This is a genomic window from Pantoea sp. WEP (genome assembly GCF_041678305.1).
GTDB lineage: Bacteria > Pseudomonadota > Gammaproteobacteria > Enterobacterales > Enterobacteriaceae > Pantoea > Pantoea dispersa.
This window is the reverse complement of the sequence record NZ_JBGNXB010000001.1, coordinates 3,770,752-3,790,889: the sequence shown is the minus strand read 5'-3', so window position 1 is coordinate 3,790,889 and position 20,138 is coordinate 3,770,752. Positions and strand designations below refer to the sequence as shown.

General features: G+C 58.7%; 18 protein-coding genes. 11 read left to right on the top strand and 7 right to left on the bottom strand.

Annotated features, from left to right (window positions below; genetic code table 11):
• Window positions 1-79 precede the first annotated feature (79 nt).
• From ggt to gntU, 4 genes are all read left to right on the top strand, one after another.
• Window positions 80-1,831 carry a gamma-glutamyltransferase gene (ggt, locus tag ABVR31_RS17725; RefSeq protein WP_372773705.1) on the top strand — a complete coding sequence of 584 codons (1,752 nt, stop codon included), beginning with the start codon at window positions 80-82 and terminating at the stop codon, window positions 1,829-1,831.
• 625 nt (window positions 1,832-2,456) lie between these two features.
• The gene (gene gntR, locus ABVR31_RS17720) at window positions 2,457-3,452 is read left to right on the top strand and encodes a gluconate operon transcriptional repressor GntR (protein WP_021507996.1); all 996 of its coding nucleotides are present in this window, start codon (window positions 2,457-2,459) and stop codon (window positions 3,450-3,452) included.
• A gap of 141 nt (window positions 3,453-3,593) precedes the next feature.
• Window positions 3,594-4,130 carry a gluconokinase gene (gene gntK / locus ABVR31_RS17715; protein ID WP_010615889.1) on the top strand — a complete coding sequence of 179 codons (537 nt, stop codon included), beginning with the start codon at window positions 3,594-3,596 and terminating at the stop codon, window positions 4,128-4,130.
• Window positions 4,131-4,132: 2 nt separating this feature from the next.
• Complete coding sequence (gntU, locus tag ABVR31_RS17710) at window positions 4,133-5,473, top strand: gluconate transporter (protein WP_058757574.1); 1,341 nt, start codon at window positions 4,133-4,135, stop codon at window positions 5,471-5,473.
• Between the two features lie 81 nt (window positions 5,474-5,554).
• Here gntU and ABVR31_RS17705 read toward each other — a convergent pair whose 3' ends face one another.
• The 6 genes from ABVR31_RS17705 to ABVR31_RS17680 all read right to left on the bottom strand — a co-directional run bounded on the left by ABVR31_RS17705 (window position 5,555) and on the right by ABVR31_RS17680 (window position 11,934).
• The gene (locus tag ABVR31_RS17705; RefSeq protein WP_031279764.1) at window positions 5,555-7,180 is read right to left on the bottom strand and encodes a Na/Pi cotransporter family protein; all 1,626 of its coding nucleotides are present in this window, start codon (window positions 7,178-7,180) and stop codon (window positions 5,555-5,557) included.
• Window positions 7,181-7,288: 108 nt separating this feature from the next.
• Window positions 7,289-8,281: an ABC transporter ATP-binding protein gene (locus ABVR31_RS17700; protein ID WP_372773702.1), complete on the bottom strand. Its 993-nt coding sequence runs from the start codon at window positions 8,279-8,281 to the stop codon at window positions 7,289-7,291.
• A 2-nt stretch (window positions 8,282-8,283) separates the two neighbouring features.
• On the bottom strand, window positions 8,284-9,069 hold the full coding sequence (locus tag ABVR31_RS17695) for an ABC transporter permease (RefSeq protein ID WP_058757571.1): 786 nt from the start codon (window positions 9,067-9,069) through the stop codon (window positions 8,284-8,286).
• A gap of 1 nt (window position 9,070) precedes the next feature.
• Window positions 9,071-9,922, bottom strand: coding sequence for an ABC transporter permease (locus tag ABVR31_RS17690; protein WP_372773700.1), 852 nt, complete (start codon window positions 9,920-9,922; stop codon window positions 9,071-9,073).
• On the bottom strand, window positions 9,922-10,731 hold the full coding sequence (locus tag ABVR31_RS17685) for an alkaline phosphatase family protein (protein ID WP_058770008.1): 810 nt from the start codon (window positions 10,729-10,731) through the stop codon (window positions 9,922-9,924). Before ABVR31_RS17685 ends, ABVR31_RS17690 begins: the two co-directional genes overlap by 1 nt.
• A 141-nt stretch (window positions 10,732-10,872) precedes the next feature.
• The gene (locus ABVR31_RS17680) at window positions 10,873-11,934 is read right to left on the bottom strand and encodes an ABC transporter substrate-binding protein (protein ID WP_372773697.1); all 1,062 of its coding nucleotides are present in this window, start codon (window positions 11,932-11,934) and stop codon (window positions 10,873-10,875) included.
• A 225-nt stretch (window positions 11,935-12,159) separates the two neighbouring features.
• Between ABVR31_RS17680 and ABVR31_RS17675 the strand changes: the two genes are divergently transcribed.
• The 4 genes from ABVR31_RS17675 to ubiA all read left to right on the top strand — a co-directional run bounded on the left by ABVR31_RS17675 (window position 12,160) and on the right by ubiA (window position 14,841).
• Complete coding sequence (locus tag ABVR31_RS17675) at window positions 12,160-12,858, top strand: UTRA domain-containing protein (protein ID WP_021507862.1); 699 nt, start codon at window positions 12,160-12,162, stop codon at window positions 12,856-12,858.
• A gap of 70 nt (window positions 12,859-12,928) precedes the next feature.
• Entirely contained in the window at window positions 12,929-13,339 is a 411-nt protein-coding gene (psiE, locus tag ABVR31_RS17670; protein ID WP_141496159.1) for a phosphate-starvation-inducible protein PsiE, read from the top strand.
• Between the two features lie 92 nt (window positions 13,340-13,431).
• The gene (ubiC, locus tag ABVR31_RS17665; RefSeq protein WP_010616617.1) at window positions 13,432-13,950 is read left to right on the top strand and encodes a chorismate lyase; all 519 of its coding nucleotides are present in this window, start codon (window positions 13,432-13,434) and stop codon (window positions 13,948-13,950) included.
• Window positions 13,951-13,974: 24 nt separating this feature from the next.
• Window positions 13,975-14,841 carry a 4-hydroxybenzoate octaprenyltransferase gene (ubiA, locus tag ABVR31_RS17660; RefSeq protein ID WP_176428066.1) on the top strand — a complete coding sequence of 289 codons (867 nt, stop codon included), beginning with the start codon at window positions 13,975-13,977 and terminating at the stop codon, window positions 14,839-14,841.
• A gap of 135 nt (window positions 14,842-14,976) precedes the next feature.
• Here ubiA and plsB read toward each other — a convergent pair whose 3' ends face one another.
• Window positions 14,977-17,400 carry a glycerol-3-phosphate 1-O-acyltransferase PlsB gene (gene plsB, locus ABVR31_RS17655; RefSeq protein WP_315658546.1) on the bottom strand — a complete coding sequence of 808 codons (2,424 nt, stop codon included), beginning with the start codon at window positions 17,398-17,400 and terminating at the stop codon, window positions 14,977-14,979.
• A gap of 125 nt (window positions 17,401-17,525) precedes the next feature.
• On the opposite strand from plsB, the gene ABVR31_RS17650 reads away from it, so the two are divergent.
• The 3 genes from ABVR31_RS17650 to dinF all read left to right on the top strand — a co-directional run bounded on the left by ABVR31_RS17650 (window position 17,526) and on the right by dinF (window position 20,068).
• Window positions 17,526-17,894: a diacylglycerol kinase gene (locus tag ABVR31_RS17650; protein WP_021507859.1), complete on the top strand. Its 369-nt coding sequence runs from the start codon at window positions 17,526-17,528 to the stop codon at window positions 17,892-17,894.
• 105 nt (window positions 17,895-17,999) lie between these two features.
• A complete protein-coding gene (gene lexA / locus ABVR31_RS17645) occupies window positions 18,000-18,614 on the top strand; it encodes a transcriptional repressor LexA (RefSeq protein ID WP_031279762.1) in 615 nt (204 codons plus the stop codon).
• Between the two features lie 128 nt (window positions 18,615-18,742).
• A complete protein-coding gene (dinF, locus tag ABVR31_RS17640; RefSeq protein ID WP_372773693.1) occupies window positions 18,743-20,068 on the top strand; it encodes an MATE family efflux transporter DinF in 1,326 nt (441 codons plus the stop codon).
• Window positions 20,069-20,138 lie beyond the last annotated feature (70 nt).

Genomic DNA, 20,138 nt, shown 5'->3' with positions numbered 1-20,138 from the left:
CTGCTATCTTTTTTACAGTATTTGCAAACACTTGCAGCAATCAATAACAAATGTAAACAACTGAAAGGATGGTGGCGGGATGAGGATACATAACGGTGTGCGCCAGTTCGGCTGGGCGCTGTTAATGAGTTTTACCGTGGTGCAGGGGGCGCAGGCGGCGCCAGCCAGCGCACCGCCGGTGTCATATGGCGTCGACAGCGACACCTTTCATCCGGTGAAAGCGCAGCACGGGATGGTTGCATCAGTGGACGCCATGGCAACCCGGGTGGGCGTCGATATCCTCAAACAGGGGGGTAACGCGGTAGATGCAGCGATTGCGGTGGGCTTTGCGCTGGCGGTCACCCACCCGCAGGCGGGCAACCTGGGCGGTGGCGGCTTTATGCTGCTGCGCACCGCTGCCGGCCGCACCACCGCCATCGATTTCCGCGAGATGGCGCCGGCGCGTGCCTCGCGCGATATGTTCCTGGATAAGCAGGGCAATGCGGATAGTAAGTTATCACTCACTTCTCATCTGGCTTCCGGCACGCCGGGAACCGTAGCCGGTTTTGCCCTGGCGGCGCAAAAGTATGGCACGCTGCCGCTCAGCACGCTGCTGGCGCCGGCGATCAAGCTGGCGCGCGACGGCATCATCGTTAACGATGCGCTGGCTGACGATCTTGCTACCTACGGTAAAGAGAACCTGATCAACCACGACAACAGTCGCGCCATTTTCTATAAAGCCGACGGTCAGCCTTACCAGAAGGGCGATCGCCTGGTGCAGAAAAACCTCGCGCACAGCCTGCAGCTGATTGCTCAGCAGGGGCCGGATGCTTTCTACAAAGGCAAAATTGCCGATGAGATCGCTGCCGAAATGGCGCAGCACGGCGGACTGATTGGCAAGGCGGATCTGGCGGCCTACCGCGCAGTGGAACGCAAGCCGGTAAGCGGCAGCTACCGTGGTTACGAGGTGTTCTCCATGCCGCCACCGTCGTCCGGCGGCATTCATATCGTGCAGATCCTCAATATCCTGGAAAACTTCGACCTGGCGAAATGGGGCTTCGGCAGCGCGGACGCGATGCAGGTTATGGCCGAAGCGGAAAAATATGCCTACGCCGACCGCTCCGAGTATCTCGGCGATCCCGACTTCGTTAGAGTGCCGCAGCAGGCGCTGACCAGCAAAGCCTACGCCAAAACGCTGGCCCAGCAGATTGATGTCAACAAGGCGCGCCCCTCAGCCGACATCAAGCCCGGCAAGCTGGCACCGTACGAGAGCAATCAAACCACCCACTTCTCGGTGGTGGATAAAGACGGCAACGCGGTGGCGGTGACCTATACGCTGAATACCTACTTTGGCAGCGGCGTGGTGGCCGGTAACAGCGGCATTCTGATGAACAATGAAATGGATGATTTCTCTGCCAAGCCGGGCACGCCAAACGTCTATGGCCTGGTGGGCGGTGAGGCGAACGCGATCCAGCCGGCCAAACGTCCGCTGTCATCGATGTCGCCAACCATTGTGGCGAAAGACGGTAAAACCTGGCTGGTGACCGGCAGCCCGGGCGGCAGTCGGATTATCACTACCGTGCTGCAAATGGTGGTGAACAGTATCGATTTCGGTATGAACGTGGCGGAAGCCACCAATGCGCCGCGCTTCCACCATCAGTGGCTGCCGGATCAGCTGCGCGTCGAGAAGGGCTTTAGCCCGGATACGCTGCGTCTGCTGGAAGCAAAAGGTCAGCATGTCAAAGTGCTGCCGGCGATGGGCAGCACGCAGAGCATCATGATTGGCCCGGACGGCATGCGCTACGGCGCGTCCGACCCGCGCTCGGTGGATGATTTGAGTGCCGGGTATTAATCCAGGCTTTTAAAAAGAGCAGCCTTAAGAGCGGTTACCCTGCCTGATGCATACATTTCCGGTCGCCATAAATGGCGACCCTACAACGAAATTGAGACGTTTTTTGTAGGGGCGGATTCATGCGCACCGGCATATTTTTCCGGTCGCCATAAATGGCGCCCCTACAACGAGTGGAGACGTTTTTTGTAGGGGCGGATTCATGCGCACCGGCATATTTCTCCGGTCGCCATAAATGGCGCCCCTACAACGAGTGGAGACGTTTTTTTGTAGGGTGCGCATTCATGCGCACCGGCATCAGATAGTGCAAATCCCCTTTAACATCAGGGAATTCGCGCGCAACGTCAACGGCAAAAAAATCGGGAAAGGGCTTTACAGATGCGAATGATAATGATTATTATTGTCAACGCGAATCCGGCAGCGTCTCCTGACAAACCGGGTAAGCACGACATTGCTCACATTGCTTCCAGTGTTTCTTAGCCAGCTCGGGTGCTGGCTTTTTTTTTGCCTGCGCCTCAGGCGCCCGCCGTCCCCGGCACTTTATCCCTCTTCTCCTTCCGTGGCCGCAACGGCATAACATGACAAAAAAATGATAAACTCAGCGTATCTCTGACCTCAGGCGCACACGATGAAGAAGAAAAGACCGGTATTACAGGATGTTGCCGATCGCGTCGGCATCACAAAAATGACCGTCAGCCGCTATTTGCGGAACCCCGATCAGGTCTCTGCGGCGTTGCGCGATAAAATCGCCGTGGCGCTGGATGAACTCGGCTATATCCCCAACCGTGCGCCCGACATGCTCTCTAACGCCACCAGCCGCGCGATTGGCGTGTTGCTACCCTCGCTCACCAACCAGGTATTTGCCGACGTGCTGCGCGGCATTGAAACCGTGACTGATGAAGCGGGCTATCAGACGCTGGTGGCGCACTTCGGCTATAACCCGCACAAAGAGGAGCTGCAGCTGCGTTCGCTGCTGGGCTGGAATATTGATGGCGTGATCCTTACCGAACGTTCCCACACGCCGGGCACGCTGCGCATGCTGGAAGTGGCGGGCATTCCGGTGATCGAAATGATGGATTGCGTCACGCCGTGTCTTGATATGGCCGTGGGCTTCGACAACGTCGAGGCGGCGCGGCAGATGACGCATGCTATCCTCAGGAAAGGCCATCGTCACACCGTCTATCTGGGCGCGCGCCTCGATGAGCGTACGCTGCAAAAGCAGCAGGGCTACGAACAGGCGATGCGCGAAGCCGGGCTGACGCCACACAGCGTCATGATGGAAGATGCCTCCTCCTTCAGCGCCGGTGCCCAGCTGCTGCGCGAGGCGCAGAAGCGTTATCCGCACACTGACAGCCTGTTCTGTACCAATGATGACCTGGCGGTAGGCGCGATGTTTGAGTGCCAGCGCCAGGGGTTGCGCGTGCCGGAGCAGATGGCCATCGCCGGCTTTCACGGCCACGACATCACGCAGGTGGTCAATCCGCGGCTGGCTACGGTGCTGACGCCACGCGAACGCATGGGGCGTGAATCAGCCGCCATGCTGCTGGCGCGGATTGGCGGCGATCGCAGCGTGACCGCACCGCTGGATGTCGGTTTTGAGATTGCCGAAGGTGGCAGCATCTGATTTTGGCGATTTTTTGAGTCAGTTCACACTTTCGTGCTTTTCCGCCTGACAAGGGTTGCCAGCGTCTGAGCGCGCTCGGACAATGGCAATCAAAATTGTTATCGGTAACATTGGCAGCACCAACTGCCGGAGCGCAAAACCATGACCACGCCATCTCCATCGCACCACGTCTTTATCCTGATGGGTGTTTCCGGCAGCGGAAAGTCTGCCGTCGCCAATCAGGTGTCTCATCAGCTCAGCACCGCATTTCTGGATGGTGATTTCCTGCATCCGCGCAGCAACATCACCAAAATGGCGGAAGGCCATCCGCTGAACGACGACGATCGCCAGCCGTGGCTGCAGGCGCTGAATGATGCGGCGTTCGCGATGCAGCGCACCCAGGCGATCTCGATTATCGTCTGTTCGGCACTGAAAAAGTCCTATCGCGACATCCTGCGTCAGGGCAATCACAACCTGAAATTCATCTATCTGAAGGGCGATTTTGCCACCATTGAGTCTCGTCTCAAGGCACGCAAAGGCCACTTCTTCAAACCGCAGATGCTGGTGACACAGTTTGAAACCCTGCAGGAACCGGGTGCCGACGAGCCGGATGTGCTGGTTGTCGATATCAATCACTCACTGGATGAGGTAGTTGCGGCCACGGTTGCGACCATCGAGGGCGCAATCAACAAGGGCTAGTCATGAGTACCGCAACGCTGGTGTTAACCGCAGCAGGCTCTGTCCTGCTGCTGCTGTTTTTGGTGATGAAAGCGCGTATGCACGCCTTTGTCGCTCTGATGTTAGTGTCGATGGGGGCCGGTTTGTTCTCCGGTATGCCGCTGGATAAAATTGCTGAGACCATGCAAAAGGGCATGGGCGGCACGCTCGGCTTTCTCGCCATTGTGGTGGCGCTGGGCGCCATGTTCGGCAAAATTCTGCACGAAACCGGTGCGGTCGATCAGATCGCCATTCGCATGCTGAAAACCTTTGGCGAACGGCGCGCGCACTATGCGATGGGCATTGCCGGGCTGATCTGTGCGCTGCCGCTGTTCTTTGAAGTGGCCGTAGTGTTGTTGATCAGCATCGCCTTCGCGGTGGCACGTCGTACCCACGATAATCTGGTTAAACTGGTGATCCCGCTGTTTGCCGGCGTCGCCGCCGCGGCGGCCTTTTTGCTACCCGGACCGGCACCGATGCTGCTGGCGGCGCAGATGCACGCTGACTTTGGCTGGATGATCCTGCTGGGGCTGTGCGCGGCGATTCCCGGCATGCTGATTGCCGGTCCGCTGTTCGGCAACCTGATTGCGCGCCATGTGACGTTCAGCGCGCCGCCGGAAGATCATCAGCCGGACGTCAGCGAGGGCCAGCTGCCGTCGTTTGGCTTTAGCCTGTCGCTGATTCTGTTCCCGCTGCTGCTGGTCGGGCTGAAAACCATCGGCGCGCGCTTTACCACACCGGATACACGTCTGTATGCGTGGCTGGAGTTTATCGGCCATCCGTTTACCGCCATCCTGCTGGCGCTGCTGGTGGCGATTTACGGCCTGGCTTACCGTCAGGGCATGGATAAAGAGAAGGTGATGCAGGTATGCGGCAGTGCGCTGCAGCCGGCGGGGATTATCCTGCTGGTGATTGGCGCGGGCGGCGTGTTCAAGCAGGTGCTGGTGGATTCCGGCGTTGGCCCGGTGCTGGGCCACGCGCTGACCGGTGCCGGCATGCCGATTGCGCTGGCCTGTTTTATTCTCTCCGGCGCGATTCGGGTGATTCAGGGCTCGGCCACGGTGGCCTGTTTAACCACCGTCGGGCTGGTGATGCCGGTGATTGAACCGTTGCATTACAGCGGTGCGCAGCTGGCGGCGCTGTCGATCTGCATCGGCGGCGGCTCGATTATTATCAGCCACGTCAACGATGCCGGTTTCTGGCTGTTCGGTCGCTTCACCGGTGCCACCGAAGGCGAGACGCTGAAGACCTGGACGCTGATGGAGACGATTCTCGGCACCACCGGCGCCATCGTCGGGATGATCGCGTTTAGTTTGTTGTCGTAATGGCAATGCGCAATAAATTGCGCCGTTACAGATTAATGCACAGCCTGTAGCGGCGCGATTTATCGCGCGTTGTAAAAATGATTAATCCACCTCGCGCTCATCGTCCGGCTGGTCCAGCACGGTGTACGCCACCGCACAGAACAGCGAATTCAGGCGCTTCATATCTCCCAGCAAACCTAAATGCAGCGAACTGGTTTCGATGCTTTGCACATTCTGCCGATGCAGGCGCTCGACGTGGGCGTGGGAATAACGGCGAATCAGGATGCGGAAACGGTGCTTGGCACGGCGCAGGCGCTTCGCGCTGGTGACGTCGTGCGACAGAAACACCGACAGGCTCAGGCGCAGGTTGCTTAACACCTGCTCCTGCAGCGAATTCAGCTCTTCCAGCCCTTCCGGCGAAAACGCCCGGCGCGCCTGCAGCGATTTGTCCGCCACGTCGGCGCTCATGCGTTCGATAATGTCGCCTGCCTGCTCCAGATTCAGCGCCATCTCAATCACCTCGGCCCAGCGGCGTGAATCCTCTTCCGCCAGGTCCTCCTTCGGCATGCGCGCCAGATAGAGCTTAATGGCGGTGTACAGCACATCCACATCATCATCCAGCCGCCGCACTGCGCGCTCCTCGCGCAGTTCGCCCATCACCACCTTGTTGAAGCTCTCCAGCATCTGCTCCACCACATCGCCAATGCGCAGTGTCTCCCGCGCCGCGTTGGCCAGCGCCAGCGCCGGGGTATCCAGCGCGCTGCTGTCGAGGTGCTTAGGTTTGAGATGGGTCTGGTTTTCCGCATCGTCGGCGATCATGCGGCGGCACAGGCGCGCCATCGGTTCGGCAAACGGCACCATTACCAGACAGCGCACCAGGTTGTAGAACACGTGGAAGAAGATCACCATCTCTTCATCGTTAACCGGCAGCTTATCCAGCAGATCGGCGATGTAATCGACAAACGGCAAAATAACGATGCTGCCAATCAGCTTGAACAACAGGCTGCCGAGCGCCACCCGCTTGCCGGCAGCATTCGATCCGCTGGCGTTGATCATCGCCAGCAAGCCGCTGCCGAGGTTAGCGCCAATCACCAGACACAGCGCCACTTTGAACGAGATAACGCCGGTGGCGGTCAGCGTGGCGGTAATCAGCACCGCAGCCAGGCTTGAGTAGCTGATGATGGCGAATACCGCGCCAATCAGCGCATCCAGCATGATATCGCCGGTCAGCGTCGAGAACAGCACCTGTACGCCAGCGGCCTGCGTAATGGGTTTGGCGGCGGCGACAATCAGCTGCAGCGCCAGCAGAATCAGCCCGAGGCCGATGGCCGCGCGTCCGATCTGGCCGGCGCGCGTCTGTTTGCGGCTGAGGAAAAATACCACGCCAAAAAAGATAAACAGCGGCGACAGCCAGGAGAGATCGAAGGTCAGGATGCGCGCCATGATGGCGGTACCGACGTCGGCTCCCAGCACCACCACCAGCGCGGGCGTCAGGCTGACCAGATTCTGCGCCACAAACGAGGTGACTAATAACGTGGTGGCGTTACTGCTCTGCACCAGCGCGGTAACGCCAATCCCGGCAAGAAACGCCATCGGTTTTTTTTCCACGCTGCGGCTTAACACGCGACGCAGATCGGCACCGTATACGCGCATCACGCCGGTGCGGACAATGTGGGTGCCCCATACCAGCAGGGCGACGGCGGAGAGAAGGTTAAGCAGGGTTAGCACGAATAAAGGCTCCTATGCGCCAGGCAGAAAACAGGCGGCTGCCTGCCTGGCGATAAGCACAGCCGATAAATACCTGCGTCGCGCTGCGTTGCCAATTTTTCGTTTAATTTAAGCGACCTGGCGCAACGTCGACATCTCTAACTGTAGTCCAATCTGCATGCCGGCGGGGTGTAAATCTGCCACGCTGCGGTTGAGCACATCCACCGACAACTCGACCTGATTCGCCAGCACGCGATAGCGGATCACGTTCCCGAGCAGGCTATGGCTGAGAATGGTGGCCGCGATGCCTGCCTGCGGTGCGCACAGCTGGATGGATTCCGGACGAATCGCCACCTGGCCGCTGAACGGCTGGCCGGTCAGCTGCGTTGCCTGTTCGGCGCTCAGCAGGTTGTAGTTACCAATAAAGCCCGCGGCGAACAGATCCACCGGCTGGGTATAGAGCGTTTCCGCGTTGCCGTTTTGCACAATGCGACCGCGATTCATCAGCACAATACGGTCCGACAGCGTCAGCGCCTCTTCCTGATCGTGGGTGACAAAAATGGTGGTCAGCTTCAGCTCCTGCTGAATGTGGCGAATCTGCTCGCGCAGATGGCGGCGAATGCGGGCGTCCAGCGCCGACAGCGGTTCATCCAGCAGCAGCAGGCGCGGCCGCGTCACCAGCGAACGCGCCAGCGCCACGCGCTGACACTGACCGCCCGACAGCTGGTGCGGATAGCGGCGCGCGAAGTCGGTCAGCTCCACCAGCGCCAGCGCTTCCATCACGCGTTGCTGAATCTCGCCGGCGGCCAGTTTCTGCATCTTCAGGCCAAACGCGACGTTCTTCTCTACCGTCATATTGGGAAACAGCGCATAGCTCTGGAACACCATGCCAATGGTACGTTTCTGCGGCGGCAACGGCACCAGATCCTGGCCCTGCAGCAGAATGGTGCCGCTGTCGACATCGGTCAGGCCGGCGATGCAGCGCAGCAGCGTTGACTTGCCGCAGCCGCTCGGGCCGAGCAGGGTGACAAACTCACCTTCGTCGGCGCTGAAATCGATGTTTTCAAAAATGGTGGTGGGGCCATAACTTTTATTCAGTTGGGTAACGTTCAGGTAACTCATGGTCAGCCTCGTTCAGGATTGAGGGCATTGGCCAGCCAGGTGACCAGCAGGACAACCGCAAAATAAGAGATCACCAGCGCGCTGGTGAAATGCCCGCTGCCGTTGCGCATGTTGTAGAGATAAACCTGCAGCGTTTCATAGCGGGTGCCGACCAGCAGGTTAGCAAAGACAAACTCACCTATCAGAAAGGAGAAGGAGAGCAACACGGCAATGAACACCCCTTTGCGCAGATTTGGCAGCACCACAAACAGAGCTGCCTGCCAGGTGCTGGCGCCCAGCAGATGAGCCGCGTCAATCAGCTCTTTCAGGTTGATGGCCTGCATGTTGTTGGCAATGGCGCGGTAGATAAACGGCAACGCAATGGTGAAGTAACAGCCGATGAGAATCCATGGCGTGCCGGTCAGCATCAGCGGGCCTGAGGAGTAGAGCTGCAGCAGCCCGACCGACGAGACCACCGGCGGCACGGCAAACGGCATCAGAATCAGCACGTTCATCACCGCGTCCAGTTTTGGATAGTAGTAAGCGATTACAAACATCGCAGGCAGCACCAGCAGAAGGGAGAACAGCAGCGCACCCACGCAGATCAGCAGTGAATGACCGAGCGCGGTGAGGAAGCGCGGATCGCTCCACAGCTGCGTCAGCCACTTCAGGGTAAAGCCCTGCGGCAGAATGGTATCGCTCCACTCGCTGGAGATGCCGTACAGCAGCGTCGCCAGCAGCGGTGCGGCGAGCACAATCAGCAGCAGCCAGACAATCAGGCGATGGTAGAGTTTTTCGACGCGAGACATGTCAGGACTCCTGTACGCGGGCATGCAGATAGCTGCGACGCACCAGATACTGCTGCACCACGGTAATCAGCGCCATAATCAGCACCAGCAGCATCGCCAGCGCGCCGCCGGTATTGGGATCGAGCGAGATATCGCCTGACACCAGCGCGGCGATGCGCACCGGCACCACGTTGAAGTTGCCGGTGGTCAGCGCGTAAATGGTGGCGTAGGCGCCCAGCGCGTTGGCCAGCAAAATTACAAAGGTGCCGAGCAGTGCCGGAAACAGAATCGGCAGGCCGATGTGCCACCAGTAGCGCCAGCGGCTGGCACCGAGCAGTGCCGCCGACTCTTCCCAGTCTTTACGCAGCCCGTCAAACGCCGGGTAGAGCAGCAGAATACCGAGCGGAATCTGGAACCAGGTGTAAACCAGCACCATGCCGTCGCGCGAAAACAGCTTAAAGCTGTCCAGCCAGCCGTAGTGGCGCAGCAGCAGCGTCAGGCAGCCGTTCAGTCCGAGCAGGATGACAAAGGCGAAGGCCAGCGGCACGCCGGCGAAGTTGCTGGTCATATTGGTGAACGACAGCAAAAAGCGCTGAAAACGCCCGGTGCCGAGCTTGTGCAGCGAATAACCGGCAAGCAGCGCGATCAGCAGGCCGTAAACGCTCGACCGCAGCGAAATATCCAGCGACAGGCGAAAGGCCTGCAGGTAGAACGGTGAAGTGAGGATATCGCTGTAGTTATCGATGCCCCAGCGCTCATTGATATCGCTCCAGAAGCTGTTGATGGCAATCCACAGCAGCGGCGCGAGCTGGAAGGCGATCCAGAACAGCACGAACGGCAGCAGCAACAGCGAGGCCAGGGTTTTGCCCTTCATCAGCGCGGCTCCGCCAGCAGACCGCGACACAGCGGTTTGTCGTGCGGGACGCCGAGCAGGGTGCAGACGGTGCCGCACAGGTCGGTTTGCTGCGGTTCCAGGTCGGGCTGCAGCGAGAAGCCGCGGCCAAAAACAAACAGCGGCACCTGCGTCTCTTCCGGCAGAATACCGCCGTGCGAGCGATCGTCGTTCATGCCGTGGTCGGCAGTGACAATCACCTGATAACCGGCGGCCAGCCAGCCGGGCATCCACTGCGACAGATAGCCATCCGCCATTCGTGCCCGGTTACGGTACTGCGGAGAAGACAGGCTGTGCTTGTGCCCGGCATCGTCGATGTTCATTGGGTGAATCAGCAGGAAATCGGGATCGTGCTGCAGGCGCAGGCTTTCGGCATCCTCGAACAGATGCGAGTCGGGGTAACCGTCGTCCCAGTAGAAATGGCCGTACTGGATCGGCAGGTCGGGCGCGTTAGTGTGGCGATCGCGCGCAGCGTTGAACGGCGAGCGGTTATACAGTTCGCTCACCCAGTGATAAGCGGCAGCGGCGGTAGTGAGTCCGGCGTCGCGCGCGTAGTGGAAGATGCTGCGCTGATTGCTCAGGCGATTGACGCCGTTGTGAATGATGCCGCTGCGCACCGGCGGAATGCCGGTCAGAATGCATTCGTACAGCGGACGCGACAGCGACGGCAGTTCGCAGGTCAGCGTGTAATAGTGGCCGTTGCCCTGTTTGCATTCGGCAAACAGATAGCCCATGGCGTGCTGCGCCACCTGATTACTCAGCCCATCGAGTACCACCAGGATTGTTTTCATCCCCGCTCCCTCAGGTGCGCATGAATGCGCACCCTGTAAAAATTGGTGATAGGTAGCGGCGCAATGTATTGCGCATTGCCGGAAAACGGATGCGCGATACATCGCGCCGCTACGGTATGTGCGACTGGCAAAACGTCTGCGTTACTGCTTCATGTTAATAACCACATTCTCCTGCCACAGGCGCGGCAGCAGTTTTGAGGTCTTATCCCAGGCAGCCTGATCTTTGATCGGACGGGCATTTTTATATTCCGACTGCGGCAGCAGTTTGGCCTGCACGTCTGCCGGCAGCGTTAAATGCTCGGCGCGAATCGGGCGCGCATAACCTTTCGCCAGGTTGATCTGGCCCTCATCCGACAGAATGTATTCACGCGCCAGCTTCGCCGCGTTCGGGTGGCGGGCGTATTTGTTGATAATGGTGGTGTAGCCAGAAGTCACGGACCCGTCCGACGGAATCACCACTTCGTAGCGATTTTTATCAATCTGATCGCGGTAGTTCAGGCCGTTGAAGTCCCACACCACGGCGACCTGAATCTCACCTTTTTCGATGTTGGCGATCACCGGGTCGGTCACGCCAAGGCGGCCCTGTTTCGCCAGCTCGCCAAAGAGCGCCAGCGCCGGCTTGATGTTCTTCTCGTCACCGCCCAGCGCATAGCTGGCGGCGAGGACGCCGTTTGCCGCCTGAGCAGCCGTGCCGACGTCGCCGATAGTGACCACATACTTACCTTTTTTCAGATCGGCCCAGCTGTGCGGTGCGTCTTTCACCTGCTGCTTGTCGATCAGGAAAGCGATGGTGCCGGTGTAGGCCAGCATCCAGTTGCCATCGGCGTCTTTCGCCCATGCCGGAATCTGATCCCAGTGCGTCGGTTTGTAAGGTTGCGCCACGCCTTTGGTGACGGCAATCGGACCGAAAGCGGCGCCCACGTCGCCGATATCGGCGCTGGCGTTATCCTGCTCGGCGGCAAACTTCGCCAGCTCCTGCGCCGAAGACATATCGGTATCGCTGTGCTTGAGACCGTATTTGGTGCTGAGATCGTTCCAGGTATCTTTCCAGTTGGCCCAGGTGTCAGGCATACCGACGCTGTTAACCTGGCCTTCGGCGCGCGCGGCTTTTTCCAGCGCGGCAAGATCGTTATCGGCGGCCTGCGCGGCGGGCAGCGCAAGCAGAACGGCACTGGCTACTACAGAAGAGATAAACGCTTTCATCTCGGTTGCTCCGGGTGTAAGTTGTGGGTCGTCGTGGTCTAGTCCAGCAAGAACCGAGCCAATGTAGCCCGGATAGATGAAGGTTTTATGACCGGGGTGTTGAAATGGGATGTGGCGCGTCGTTCCACATGCGGTTACAGCGCGCTAAAGCGTGGGATGTGCCTTGTCACATTGTAGTCATCGAACTGTCATAGTGCAGATTTGCCCCAAAATGAGGCTAAAAAAATGTCGTCGAAAACCGCAGATGTGATCGCCGCCGCACTATGCGAACGGATTGAAAACGGAGAGTTTGTCACCAGACGATTGCCGGCCGAGCGCGCGTTGAGCGAACAATATTCCACCACGCGCATCACGCTGCGTGAAGCGCTTGGCCTGCTGGAAGCGCAGGGCGTCATCTACCGCGAACTGCGGCGCGGCTGGTTTATTGCGCCGCCGCGCCTCATCTATAACCCGGCACATCACAGCCACTTTCACGCCATGGCGCTGCAGCAGGGGCGCATTGCCAGCACTGAGGTGATGGAGGCGCGCGAGGTGCCGGCGCAGCTGGCAATTGCGCGTCATCTGCAACTGCTGGAAGGCGATCAGGTGTACCGCATTCGCCGCTTGCGCCGCATTGATGGCCGCGCGGTGCTGTACGTCGAGCACTACCTCAATCCGGCCTTCTTTCCTGGCCTGCTGCGTGAAGATCTCACCCGCTCGCTGACCGATTTGTATGACCAGCGCTACGGCATTCACTACGGCGGTGCGCGATTTACTATTGTACCCGGCCCGCTACCGGCGCGGGCGGCGCCCGCACTGAACGTGGCGAGCGGTACGCCCGGCCTGCTGATCACGCGTATCAACCGTGACCAGCATAAGCGGGTGATTGACTGCGACTGCGAGTACTGGCGTTATGACGCGCTGTGTGTTGATGTTGAGGTGTGATGTATTGTGATTTAGATCACATTACAGCATGATAGCGCCAGAAGAATCTCGTCATCTGAGGCGCAAAATAATGACAACAAAACCAGCGGCGGGGCAGCTTATTGCTTCGGTATTACAGTGGGTACTGAACATTGGCCTGGTGATTCTGGCCGTTATTCTGGTGGTGTTTCTTGGTAAAGAGACCATTCACCTGGCGAATGTGCTGTTCAGCACCGGTGAGCAGGCGTCCTCGTATCTGCTGATCGAAGGCATTGTGATCTACTTTCTCTATTTCGAGTTTATCGCGCTGATTGTGAAGTATTTTCAGTCCGGCTTTCACTTTCCGCTGCGCTACTTCGTCTATATCGGGATCACGGCGATTATTCGTCTAATCATTGTCGACCATAAAAATCCTTTCGATACGTTGTGCTACTCGGCGGCCATTTTGATTCTGGTGGTGACGCTGTGGCTGGCCAACAGTAACCGCCTGAAACGCGAGTAATTCCTCCCGCGACGCCAGCGTGGCACAAGCAGATGTGTCACGCTGAGCGCGGTGCGCTACACTAGGGCAACTTTTTTACCGGAGATGTCCTGATGTCGCATGACGCGCTGCGCCAGTTACGCGCACTGCACTGGCTGCCAGCCTCTTCCCCGTTACTTTCACCGCCGCTGCTTGACTGGCTGCTGGAAGAAGACTCAATGACGCGCCGCTTTGAGCAGCACTGCCAGCAGGTTACCGTACAACTGCTGCGGGAAGCGTTCATTACCGCCGATGAGATGCCGCAGGAAGCGGCGTTTCTGCCTGCCGACACGCGCTTCTGGCTGCGTGAAATCGTGCTGTGCGGTGACAATGAACCCTGGCTGATTGGCCGTACCGTGGTGCCTGAGAGCACACTGAACGGCCCGGAACAGATGCTGCAAAATCTCGGCACGCGACCGCTGGGACGCTACCTGTTTTCCTCCTCGACGCTGAGCCGCGATTTTATCGATCCGGGCCAGATTGATGACCTGTGGGGACGTCGCTCGCGGCTGCGCCTGTCCGGCAAACCGCTGCTGTTAACTGAACTGTTTTTACCGGCGTCGCCGCTGTACCGCGCGCTGAAGCAAGGATAACGCCCCGTGCAAAAGACTTTAACCATGAGCAAATGGCAGGCCTATAGTCGCCTGATGCGTATTGATAAACCGATTGGCACGCTGCTGCTGCTGTGGCCGACACTGTGGGCGCTGTGGCTATCCGGCATGGCGATTCCGCCGCTGTCGGTGCTGGTGGTGTTCGTCCTCGGCGTGTTTGTGATGCGTGCGGCGGGCTGCGTGATCAACGATTATGCCGACCGTAACGTCGACGGCCACGTGAAACGCACCGCCGCGCGACCGTTAGCCAGCGGCGCGGTAACGGAGAAAGAGGCGAAGCTGCTGTTCGCCGGCCTCGGTCTGCTGGCGTTCCTGCTGGTGCTGACCATGAACCGCATGACCATTCTGCTGTCATTTGGCGGGCTGGCGCTGGCGTGGGTTTATCCCTTTATGAAGCGCTATACCCATCTGCCGCAGGTGGTGCTGGGCGCAGCGTTTGGCTGGGCGATTCCGATGGGCTGGGCGGCGGTTAGTGAGTCCTTACCCTTTGTCTGCTGGCTGGTGTTTCTCGCCAATATTTGCTGGACGGTGGCTTATGACACCCAGTACGCCATGGTTGACCGCGACGACGATCTGAAGATTGGCGTGAAATCGACGGCGATTCTGTTTGGGCGTTACGACAAGCTGATTATCGGGCTGTTACAGCTGGCCGCGCTGGGCCTGATGGCGCTGGTGGGCATTTTACTGCATCTGAACGGTGCGTTTTACTGGTCGCTGCTGCTGGCGGGCGGGCTGTTTGTGCATCAGCAGAAACTGATTGCCGGGCGTGAACGTGAGCTGTGCTTCCAGGCATTCCTCAACAACAACTACGTTGGCCTGGTGCTGTTTATTGGCGTGCTGCTCAATACCCAGCCGTTTGTTGCGCTGTTCTGATGGTGGGGTGATTAACCCCGGCGGTGCGTCGGTCGCCGCAGTGGGAAGCGCGTTCTTTCCGCGTCTGAATTCTGACAACGAAAACCGCGACGCAATCTGGCGTGTGACAGATGCGCCGCGGTTTTCAGTCGCCCATTAGTCGTGCGCCACGGCACTCTCAATGGTCAGACGGACATCGCTGGTGACCAGTTCGGCCAGCATCTGCCACATCATATTGGTACGTTCAGCATCCGCATCACCGGAATCACTGATATAGCCTTCATCACGCAGCGACAGCACCAGCGCGGTAAAGACCGCCTTGTCGAAGAACTCCGGCGCATTGATACCGTGCAGCACTGACAGACGCTGAGCCAGCGTGCGGCTCTCTTTCTCCAGCGTGCCACGGTTAATGGTCGGCTTGGCGCTGAGAATGGCGAAGGTGATGGCGAAACGCTGCAGCGTTTCACGAATCCCGGCCGCCAGCAGCTGCAGCGTACGATAACGTGCCGCACTCATTTTCAGCTGGCCTTCCTGTACGGTGATCAGCCCCTGCCGCGCCATTTCGGCGCAGAGCGCATTCAGCAGGGCCGGCAGTTCAACACTGTCCCAGCGCAGGAACAGTTCGCTCTTCAGCATTGGATAGACCAGGCTGACCTGACGCAGCAGTTCCGCCTCGCTGATCTCCCGATGCTGCTGCACGATAGCGGCAATCAGCGACGGCATCACCAGCATATGGTGGATGTTGTTGCGGTAGTAGGTCATCAGCACCGCCTGCTCGCGCGGCAGAATGATGATCTCGCCAATACTGTCCTGCTCGGTCTCGAACTTGTTCATGCCCATGGCGTGATCGAGCAGCGCTTCAGCGCTGAGATCCGGCACGGTTGACTCGGGTGAGTACGGCACATTGCGCAGCAGCTGGGTGTAGCACTCCAGCTGTTCCGTCAGCTGTTCACGCGTCAGCGAACGCTGGCGCGATGCCAGCAGCGCGGTCACGCACAGGTTCATGGCGTTGGCCGCGCCGGCTTCGTTGATGCGTACCATCAGACGTGCCGCGATATCATTCACCACCGGCGTCATCCACGCCGGACGCTGGGGATCGATAGGGTCAATCGCGTCGCGCCACTCCGGTACCTGTTTGTTGAGATAGTTAACCAGCGACAGCGGCTCACCGAAGTTCACATAGCCCTGGCCGAGGTTACGCAGCTTGCGCAGGCCGCGCACCATCTGCATGAAGCCCTCTTTCTCTTTTGCGGCACCGCGCAGCTCTTTGGCATAAGTGCCGACTTCCATCACGTGCTCATAACCGATGTAGATCGGCACAAAGGTGATAGGACGGCTGCCGCCGCGCAGCAGCGCCTGTAACGTCATCGAAAGCGTGCCGGTTTTCGGGTCGAGCAGACGGCCAGTACGCGAGCGCCCGCCTTCAACAAAATACTCAACTGAATAGCCGCGGCTGAACAGCTCGCCCAGATACTCGCGGAACACCGTGGAGTAGAGCTTGTTGCCTTTGAAGGTACGACGAATAAAGAAGGCACCGAGGCGACGGAAAATCGGTCCGGCTGGCCAGAAATTGAGATTGATACCGGCAGCAATGTGCGGCGGCACCAGGCCCTGATGATAGAGCACGTAGGACAGCAGCAAATAATCCATGTGGCTGCGGTGGCAGGGCACGTAAACAATTTCGTGACCATCCTGCGCCAGCTGGCGCACGCGTTCGCCGCCGTGCACGTTAATGCCCTGATAGAGCCGACTCCACAGCCAGCCCATCACACGGTCAGTCACGCGGATCGCTTCGTACGAGAAATCCGCCGCCACTTCTTCCATCATTTCGATGGCGTTCTGCTGCGCTTTTTCATGCGAAATCTTCTTGCTTCGCGCTTCGTCTTCAACCGCTTTCTCAATCGCTTTGGACTGCAGCAGCTTGTTGAACAGATCCTGGCGTGCCGGCAGACGCGGGCCGACGGCTGCCAGCCGCTGGCGGGCAAAATGAATGCGCGCGACACGTGCCAGCTTCTGCGCGATCGACTGATCGGTACCGTGTTCGGTGGCCATCTGACGCAGCGAAACCGTGGGCGAGAAGCGGACAAAGCTGTCGCGACCGTGCCACAGGATGGCAAAGAACTTCTGTATACCGTTAAGAATACGCAGATGTGGCGTCGGTTCGCCCTGAATTTCACGGCCTGGCGCCCGGCCAAACATCACGGAAACCGGCAGCATCTGTACGTCCAGCGCCGCATTGTTGCGGTGCAGATCGAGATAGTCATGGAACAGCTTGACCGACTCCGGGTTCGCCACGAAATAGGGGAAGACGCGCGGCCCATCGTGAATAAATACGTGGCGCGGCAGCAGGGTGCCGTCAATCTCCAGCGGCGCCAACGGATCCGGTAGGTCGTGCTTCAGGCACTGTGCGCGTAGCGTGAGCAGGTCCGCCTTTGAATCATAAGGCAAAACATACATCACCGGACGGGTCGGATCGATACCGTGTTCCGAGATCGGATCGGTCGGAATGACCTTACTTTTTACCAAAATAGAGAGTGGTAAATTCAACAATTTGTAATAGAGTTTACGCCAACCTGACATAGACAACTTGAAGCCTCTTGTTAGCAAAGCGCGGCAAGCATACCAGAAAGTGCGGCGAAGATCTGTGGCTGTGCCACCTCGCGCGCCCAGACATTGACGTCAAAAACAGTTAAGGGTTCCACAACATGGCAAATAACGTCACCGGTTTCCTGAGAATCATTAAAGCCGCCGGTTATTCCTGGCAGGGGCTGCGCGCTGCCTGGCAGCATGAAGCCGCTTTTCGCCAGGAAGCGATTGCCGCACTGGTCGCGGTTGCCATCGCCTGCTGGCTGGATGTCGATGCCATCACGCGTGTGTTGCTGATTGGCTCGGTGGTGCTGGTGGTCATTGTTGAGATCCTTAATAGTGCCATCGAAGCCGTGGTGGACCGTATTGGTCAGGAGCGCCATCCGCTGGCGGGACGCGCCAAAGACATGGGCTCGGCGGCGGTACTGCTGGCTATCTTACTGGCTCTGTTTGTCTGGATCGCGCTGCTTTGGTCGCATTTGCGATAAACATTCCACATTCATCAAGCCGCTGATTTTTCCCTCTGTTTCGGTTTTCATTTCGCCAATACCTGTATATACTCACAGCGACTGTATAAACAACCAGGGGGCGGGATGAAAGCGTTAACTAGCAGGCAGCAACAGGTCTATGACCTGATTCGCGACCATATTAATCAGACCGGCATGCCGCCAACGCGTGCTGAAATTGCTTCGCAACTGGGCTTCCGCTCGCCTAACGCTGCTGAAGAGCACCTGAAAGCGCTGGCGCGTAAAGGTGTCATTGAAATCGTCTCCGGTGCATCGCGCGGTATCCGCCTGCTGATGGAAGAAGAGGCGAGTGAAGGGCTGCCACTGATCGGTCGCGTCGCCGCCGGTGAACCGCTGCTGGCGCAGGAACATATCGAAGCCCACTATCAGGTTGACGCCAACCTGTTCAAACCCTCTGCCGATTTCCTGCTGCGCGTCAGCGGTATGTCGATGAAAGATATCGGCATTATGGACGGTGATCTGCTCGCGGTGCATAAAACACAGGAAGTGCGCAATGGCCAGGTGGTGGTTGCGCGTATTGATGATGAAGTCACGGTGAAACGCTGGAAGAAGCAGGGCGCGATTGTCCAGCTGCTGCCGGAAAACAATGATTTCCAGCCGATTGTCGTGGATACCCGTGAACAGTCGCTGACCGTGGAAGGGCTGGCCGTAGGCATCGTGCGCAACGGCGAGTGGCTCTGAAACCCGGTTGATCTCCCCCGCTGCGGCGGCGCACGCGCGCTGGCCGCAGTCTGCTTTAATCATACTTTTGTTCCCGGCCCGTAAGGCGCTCGCTCAGGCCGACTACCGTAACCCTCGGGATGGGGCTGATGCAGCTATTTTCCTCTTCTGATAAAGCGCTGTGGCGACTGGCGTTGCCAATGATCCTCTCCAATATCACCGTGCCGCTGCTCGGCGTGGTCGATACCGCCGTGATTGGCCATCTTGATAGCCCGATCTACCTCGGCGGCGTGGCCGTAGGCACCACGGCAACCAGCTTCATCTTTATGCTGCTGCTGTTTCTGCGTATGAGCACCACCGGTTTAACCGCGCAGGCCTTCGGGGCCGGCGATAAACAGGCACTGGCGCGCGCACTTATGCAGCCGCTGCTGATCGCCCTCGCCGCCGGGTTGCTGCTGGCGCTGCTGCGTTCTCCTGTCAGTAGCCTGGCGGCAACGCTGATGGGCGGCAGCGCGGAAGTCCAGCAGCAGGCGCAAATCTTCATTGAAATCCGCTGGCTGAGCGCACCGGCTACGCTGGCTAACCTGGTGATTCTCGGCTGGCTGCTGGGCGTGCAGTATGCGCGTGCGCCGATGGTTCTGCTGATTGTCGGAAACCTGGTCAACATCCTGCTCGATCTGCTGCTGGTGCTGAAACTGCACTGGGGCGTTGCCGGTGCTGCCGCCGCCACGGCGCTGGCCGAATACGTGACGCTGGCAGTGGGATTATGGATGGTGGCGCGCGTGCTGAAACTGCGCGGTATCGATTTCAAACTGCTGAAAAACAGCTGGCGCGGTGACGCGGCACGGTTATTTCGCCTTAATCGTGACATCATGCTGCGCTCGCTCATGCTGCAGATCTGCTTCGCCTCGCTGACCCTGCTGGGTGCACGCATCGGACCGGATGTGGTCGCGGTTAATGCGGTGCTGTTGATGTTCCTGACGTTTACTGCCTATGCGCTGGACGGCTTTGCTTACGCGGTGGAAGCCTGCTCGGGTGAAGCGGTAGGGGCAAAAGATCGCAGCCGGCTGCTGCTGATCTGGCATGCCGCCTGTCGTCAGGCGGGTATCGTTGCGCTGCTGTTTGCGCTTATTTATGCGCTCAGCGGCCCGCACATTGTTGCGCTGCTTACCTCGCTGCAACCGTTGCGTGAGATGGCCGATCGCTTTCTGCTGTGGCAGGTAATTTTACCGCTGATCGGCGTCTGGTGTTATCTGCTGGACGGTATGTTCATCGGCGCGACACGCGGCCGCGAAATGCGTAACAGCATGATCATGGCAGCAGCCGGTTTCGGTATCACTTTGCTGACGCTGCCGTGGTTAGGGAATCACGGTTTATGGCTGGCGATCACGGTGTTTCTGGCGCTGCGTGGCCTGACGCTGGGGTGGATGTGGCGCCGCCACTGGCAGCGTGACAGCTGGTTCAGCCAGCCATAAGCGCAGCGCAGGCACCAGAATAATCTGTAATTCCGTGCACAATCCGAAGCGGCTACTATAATTATCTCAA

What these genes read in the sequence shown, in the direction of transcription:
- ggt (WP_372773705.1), top strand. Translation starts at nt 80, where the DNA reads ATGAGGATACATAACGGTGTGCGCCAGTTCGGCTGGGCGCTGTTAATG.
- gntR (WP_021507996.1), top strand. Translation starts at nt 2,457, where the DNA reads ATGAAGAAGAAAAGACCGGTATTACAGGATGTTGCCGATCGCGTCGGC.
- gntK (WP_010615889.1), top strand. Translation starts at nt 3,594, where the DNA reads ATGACCACGCCATCTCCATCGCACCACGTCTTTATCCTGATGGGTGTT.
- gntU (WP_058757574.1), top strand. Translation starts at nt 4,133, where the DNA reads ATGAGTACCGCAACGCTGGTGTTAACCGCAGCAGGCTCTGTCCTGCTG.
- ABVR31_RS17700 (WP_372773702.1), bottom strand. Translation starts at nt 8,281, where the DNA reads ATGAGTTACCTGAACGTTACCCAACTGAATAAAAGTTATGGCCCCACC.
- ABVR31_RS17695 (WP_058757571.1), bottom strand. Translation starts at nt 9,069, where the DNA reads ATGTCTCGCGTCGAAAAACTCTACCATCGCCTGATTGTCTGGCTGCTG.
- ABVR31_RS17690 (WP_372773700.1), bottom strand. Translation starts at nt 9,922, where the DNA reads ATGAAGGGCAAAACCCTGGCCTCGCTGTTGCTGCTGCCGTTCGTGCTG.
- ABVR31_RS17685 (WP_058770008.1), bottom strand. Translation starts at nt 10,731, where the DNA reads ATGAAAACAATCCTGGTGGTACTCGATGGGCTGAGTAATCAGGTGGCG.
- ABVR31_RS17680 (WP_372773697.1), bottom strand. Translation starts at nt 11,934, where the DNA reads ATGAAAGCGTTTATCTCTTCTGTAGTAGCCAGTGCCGTTCTGCTTGCG.
- ABVR31_RS17675 (WP_021507862.1), top strand. Translation starts at nt 12,160, where the DNA reads ATGTCGTCGAAAACCGCAGATGTGATCGCCGCCGCACTATGCGAACGG.
- psiE (WP_141496159.1), top strand. Translation starts at nt 12,929, where the DNA reads ATGACAACAAAACCAGCGGCGGGGCAGCTTATTGCTTCGGTATTACAG.
- ubiC (WP_010616617.1), top strand. Translation starts at nt 13,432, where the DNA reads ATGTCGCATGACGCGCTGCGCCAGTTACGCGCACTGCACTGGCTGCCA.
- ubiA (WP_176428066.1), top strand. Translation starts at nt 13,975, where the DNA reads ATGAGCAAATGGCAGGCCTATAGTCGCCTGATGCGTATTGATAAACCG.
- plsB (WP_315658546.1), bottom strand. Translation starts at nt 17,400, where the DNA reads ATGTCAGGTTGGCGTAAACTCTATTACAAATTGTTGAATTTACCACTC.
- ABVR31_RS17650 (WP_021507859.1), top strand. Translation starts at nt 17,526, where the DNA reads ATGGCAAATAACGTCACCGGTTTCCTGAGAATCATTAAAGCCGCCGGT.
- lexA (WP_031279762.1), top strand. Translation starts at nt 18,000, where the DNA reads ATGAAAGCGTTAACTAGCAGGCAGCAACAGGTCTATGACCTGATTCGC.
- dinF (WP_372773693.1), top strand. Translation starts at nt 18,743, where the DNA reads ATGCAGCTATTTTCCTCTTCTGATAAAGCGCTGTGGCGACTGGCGTTG.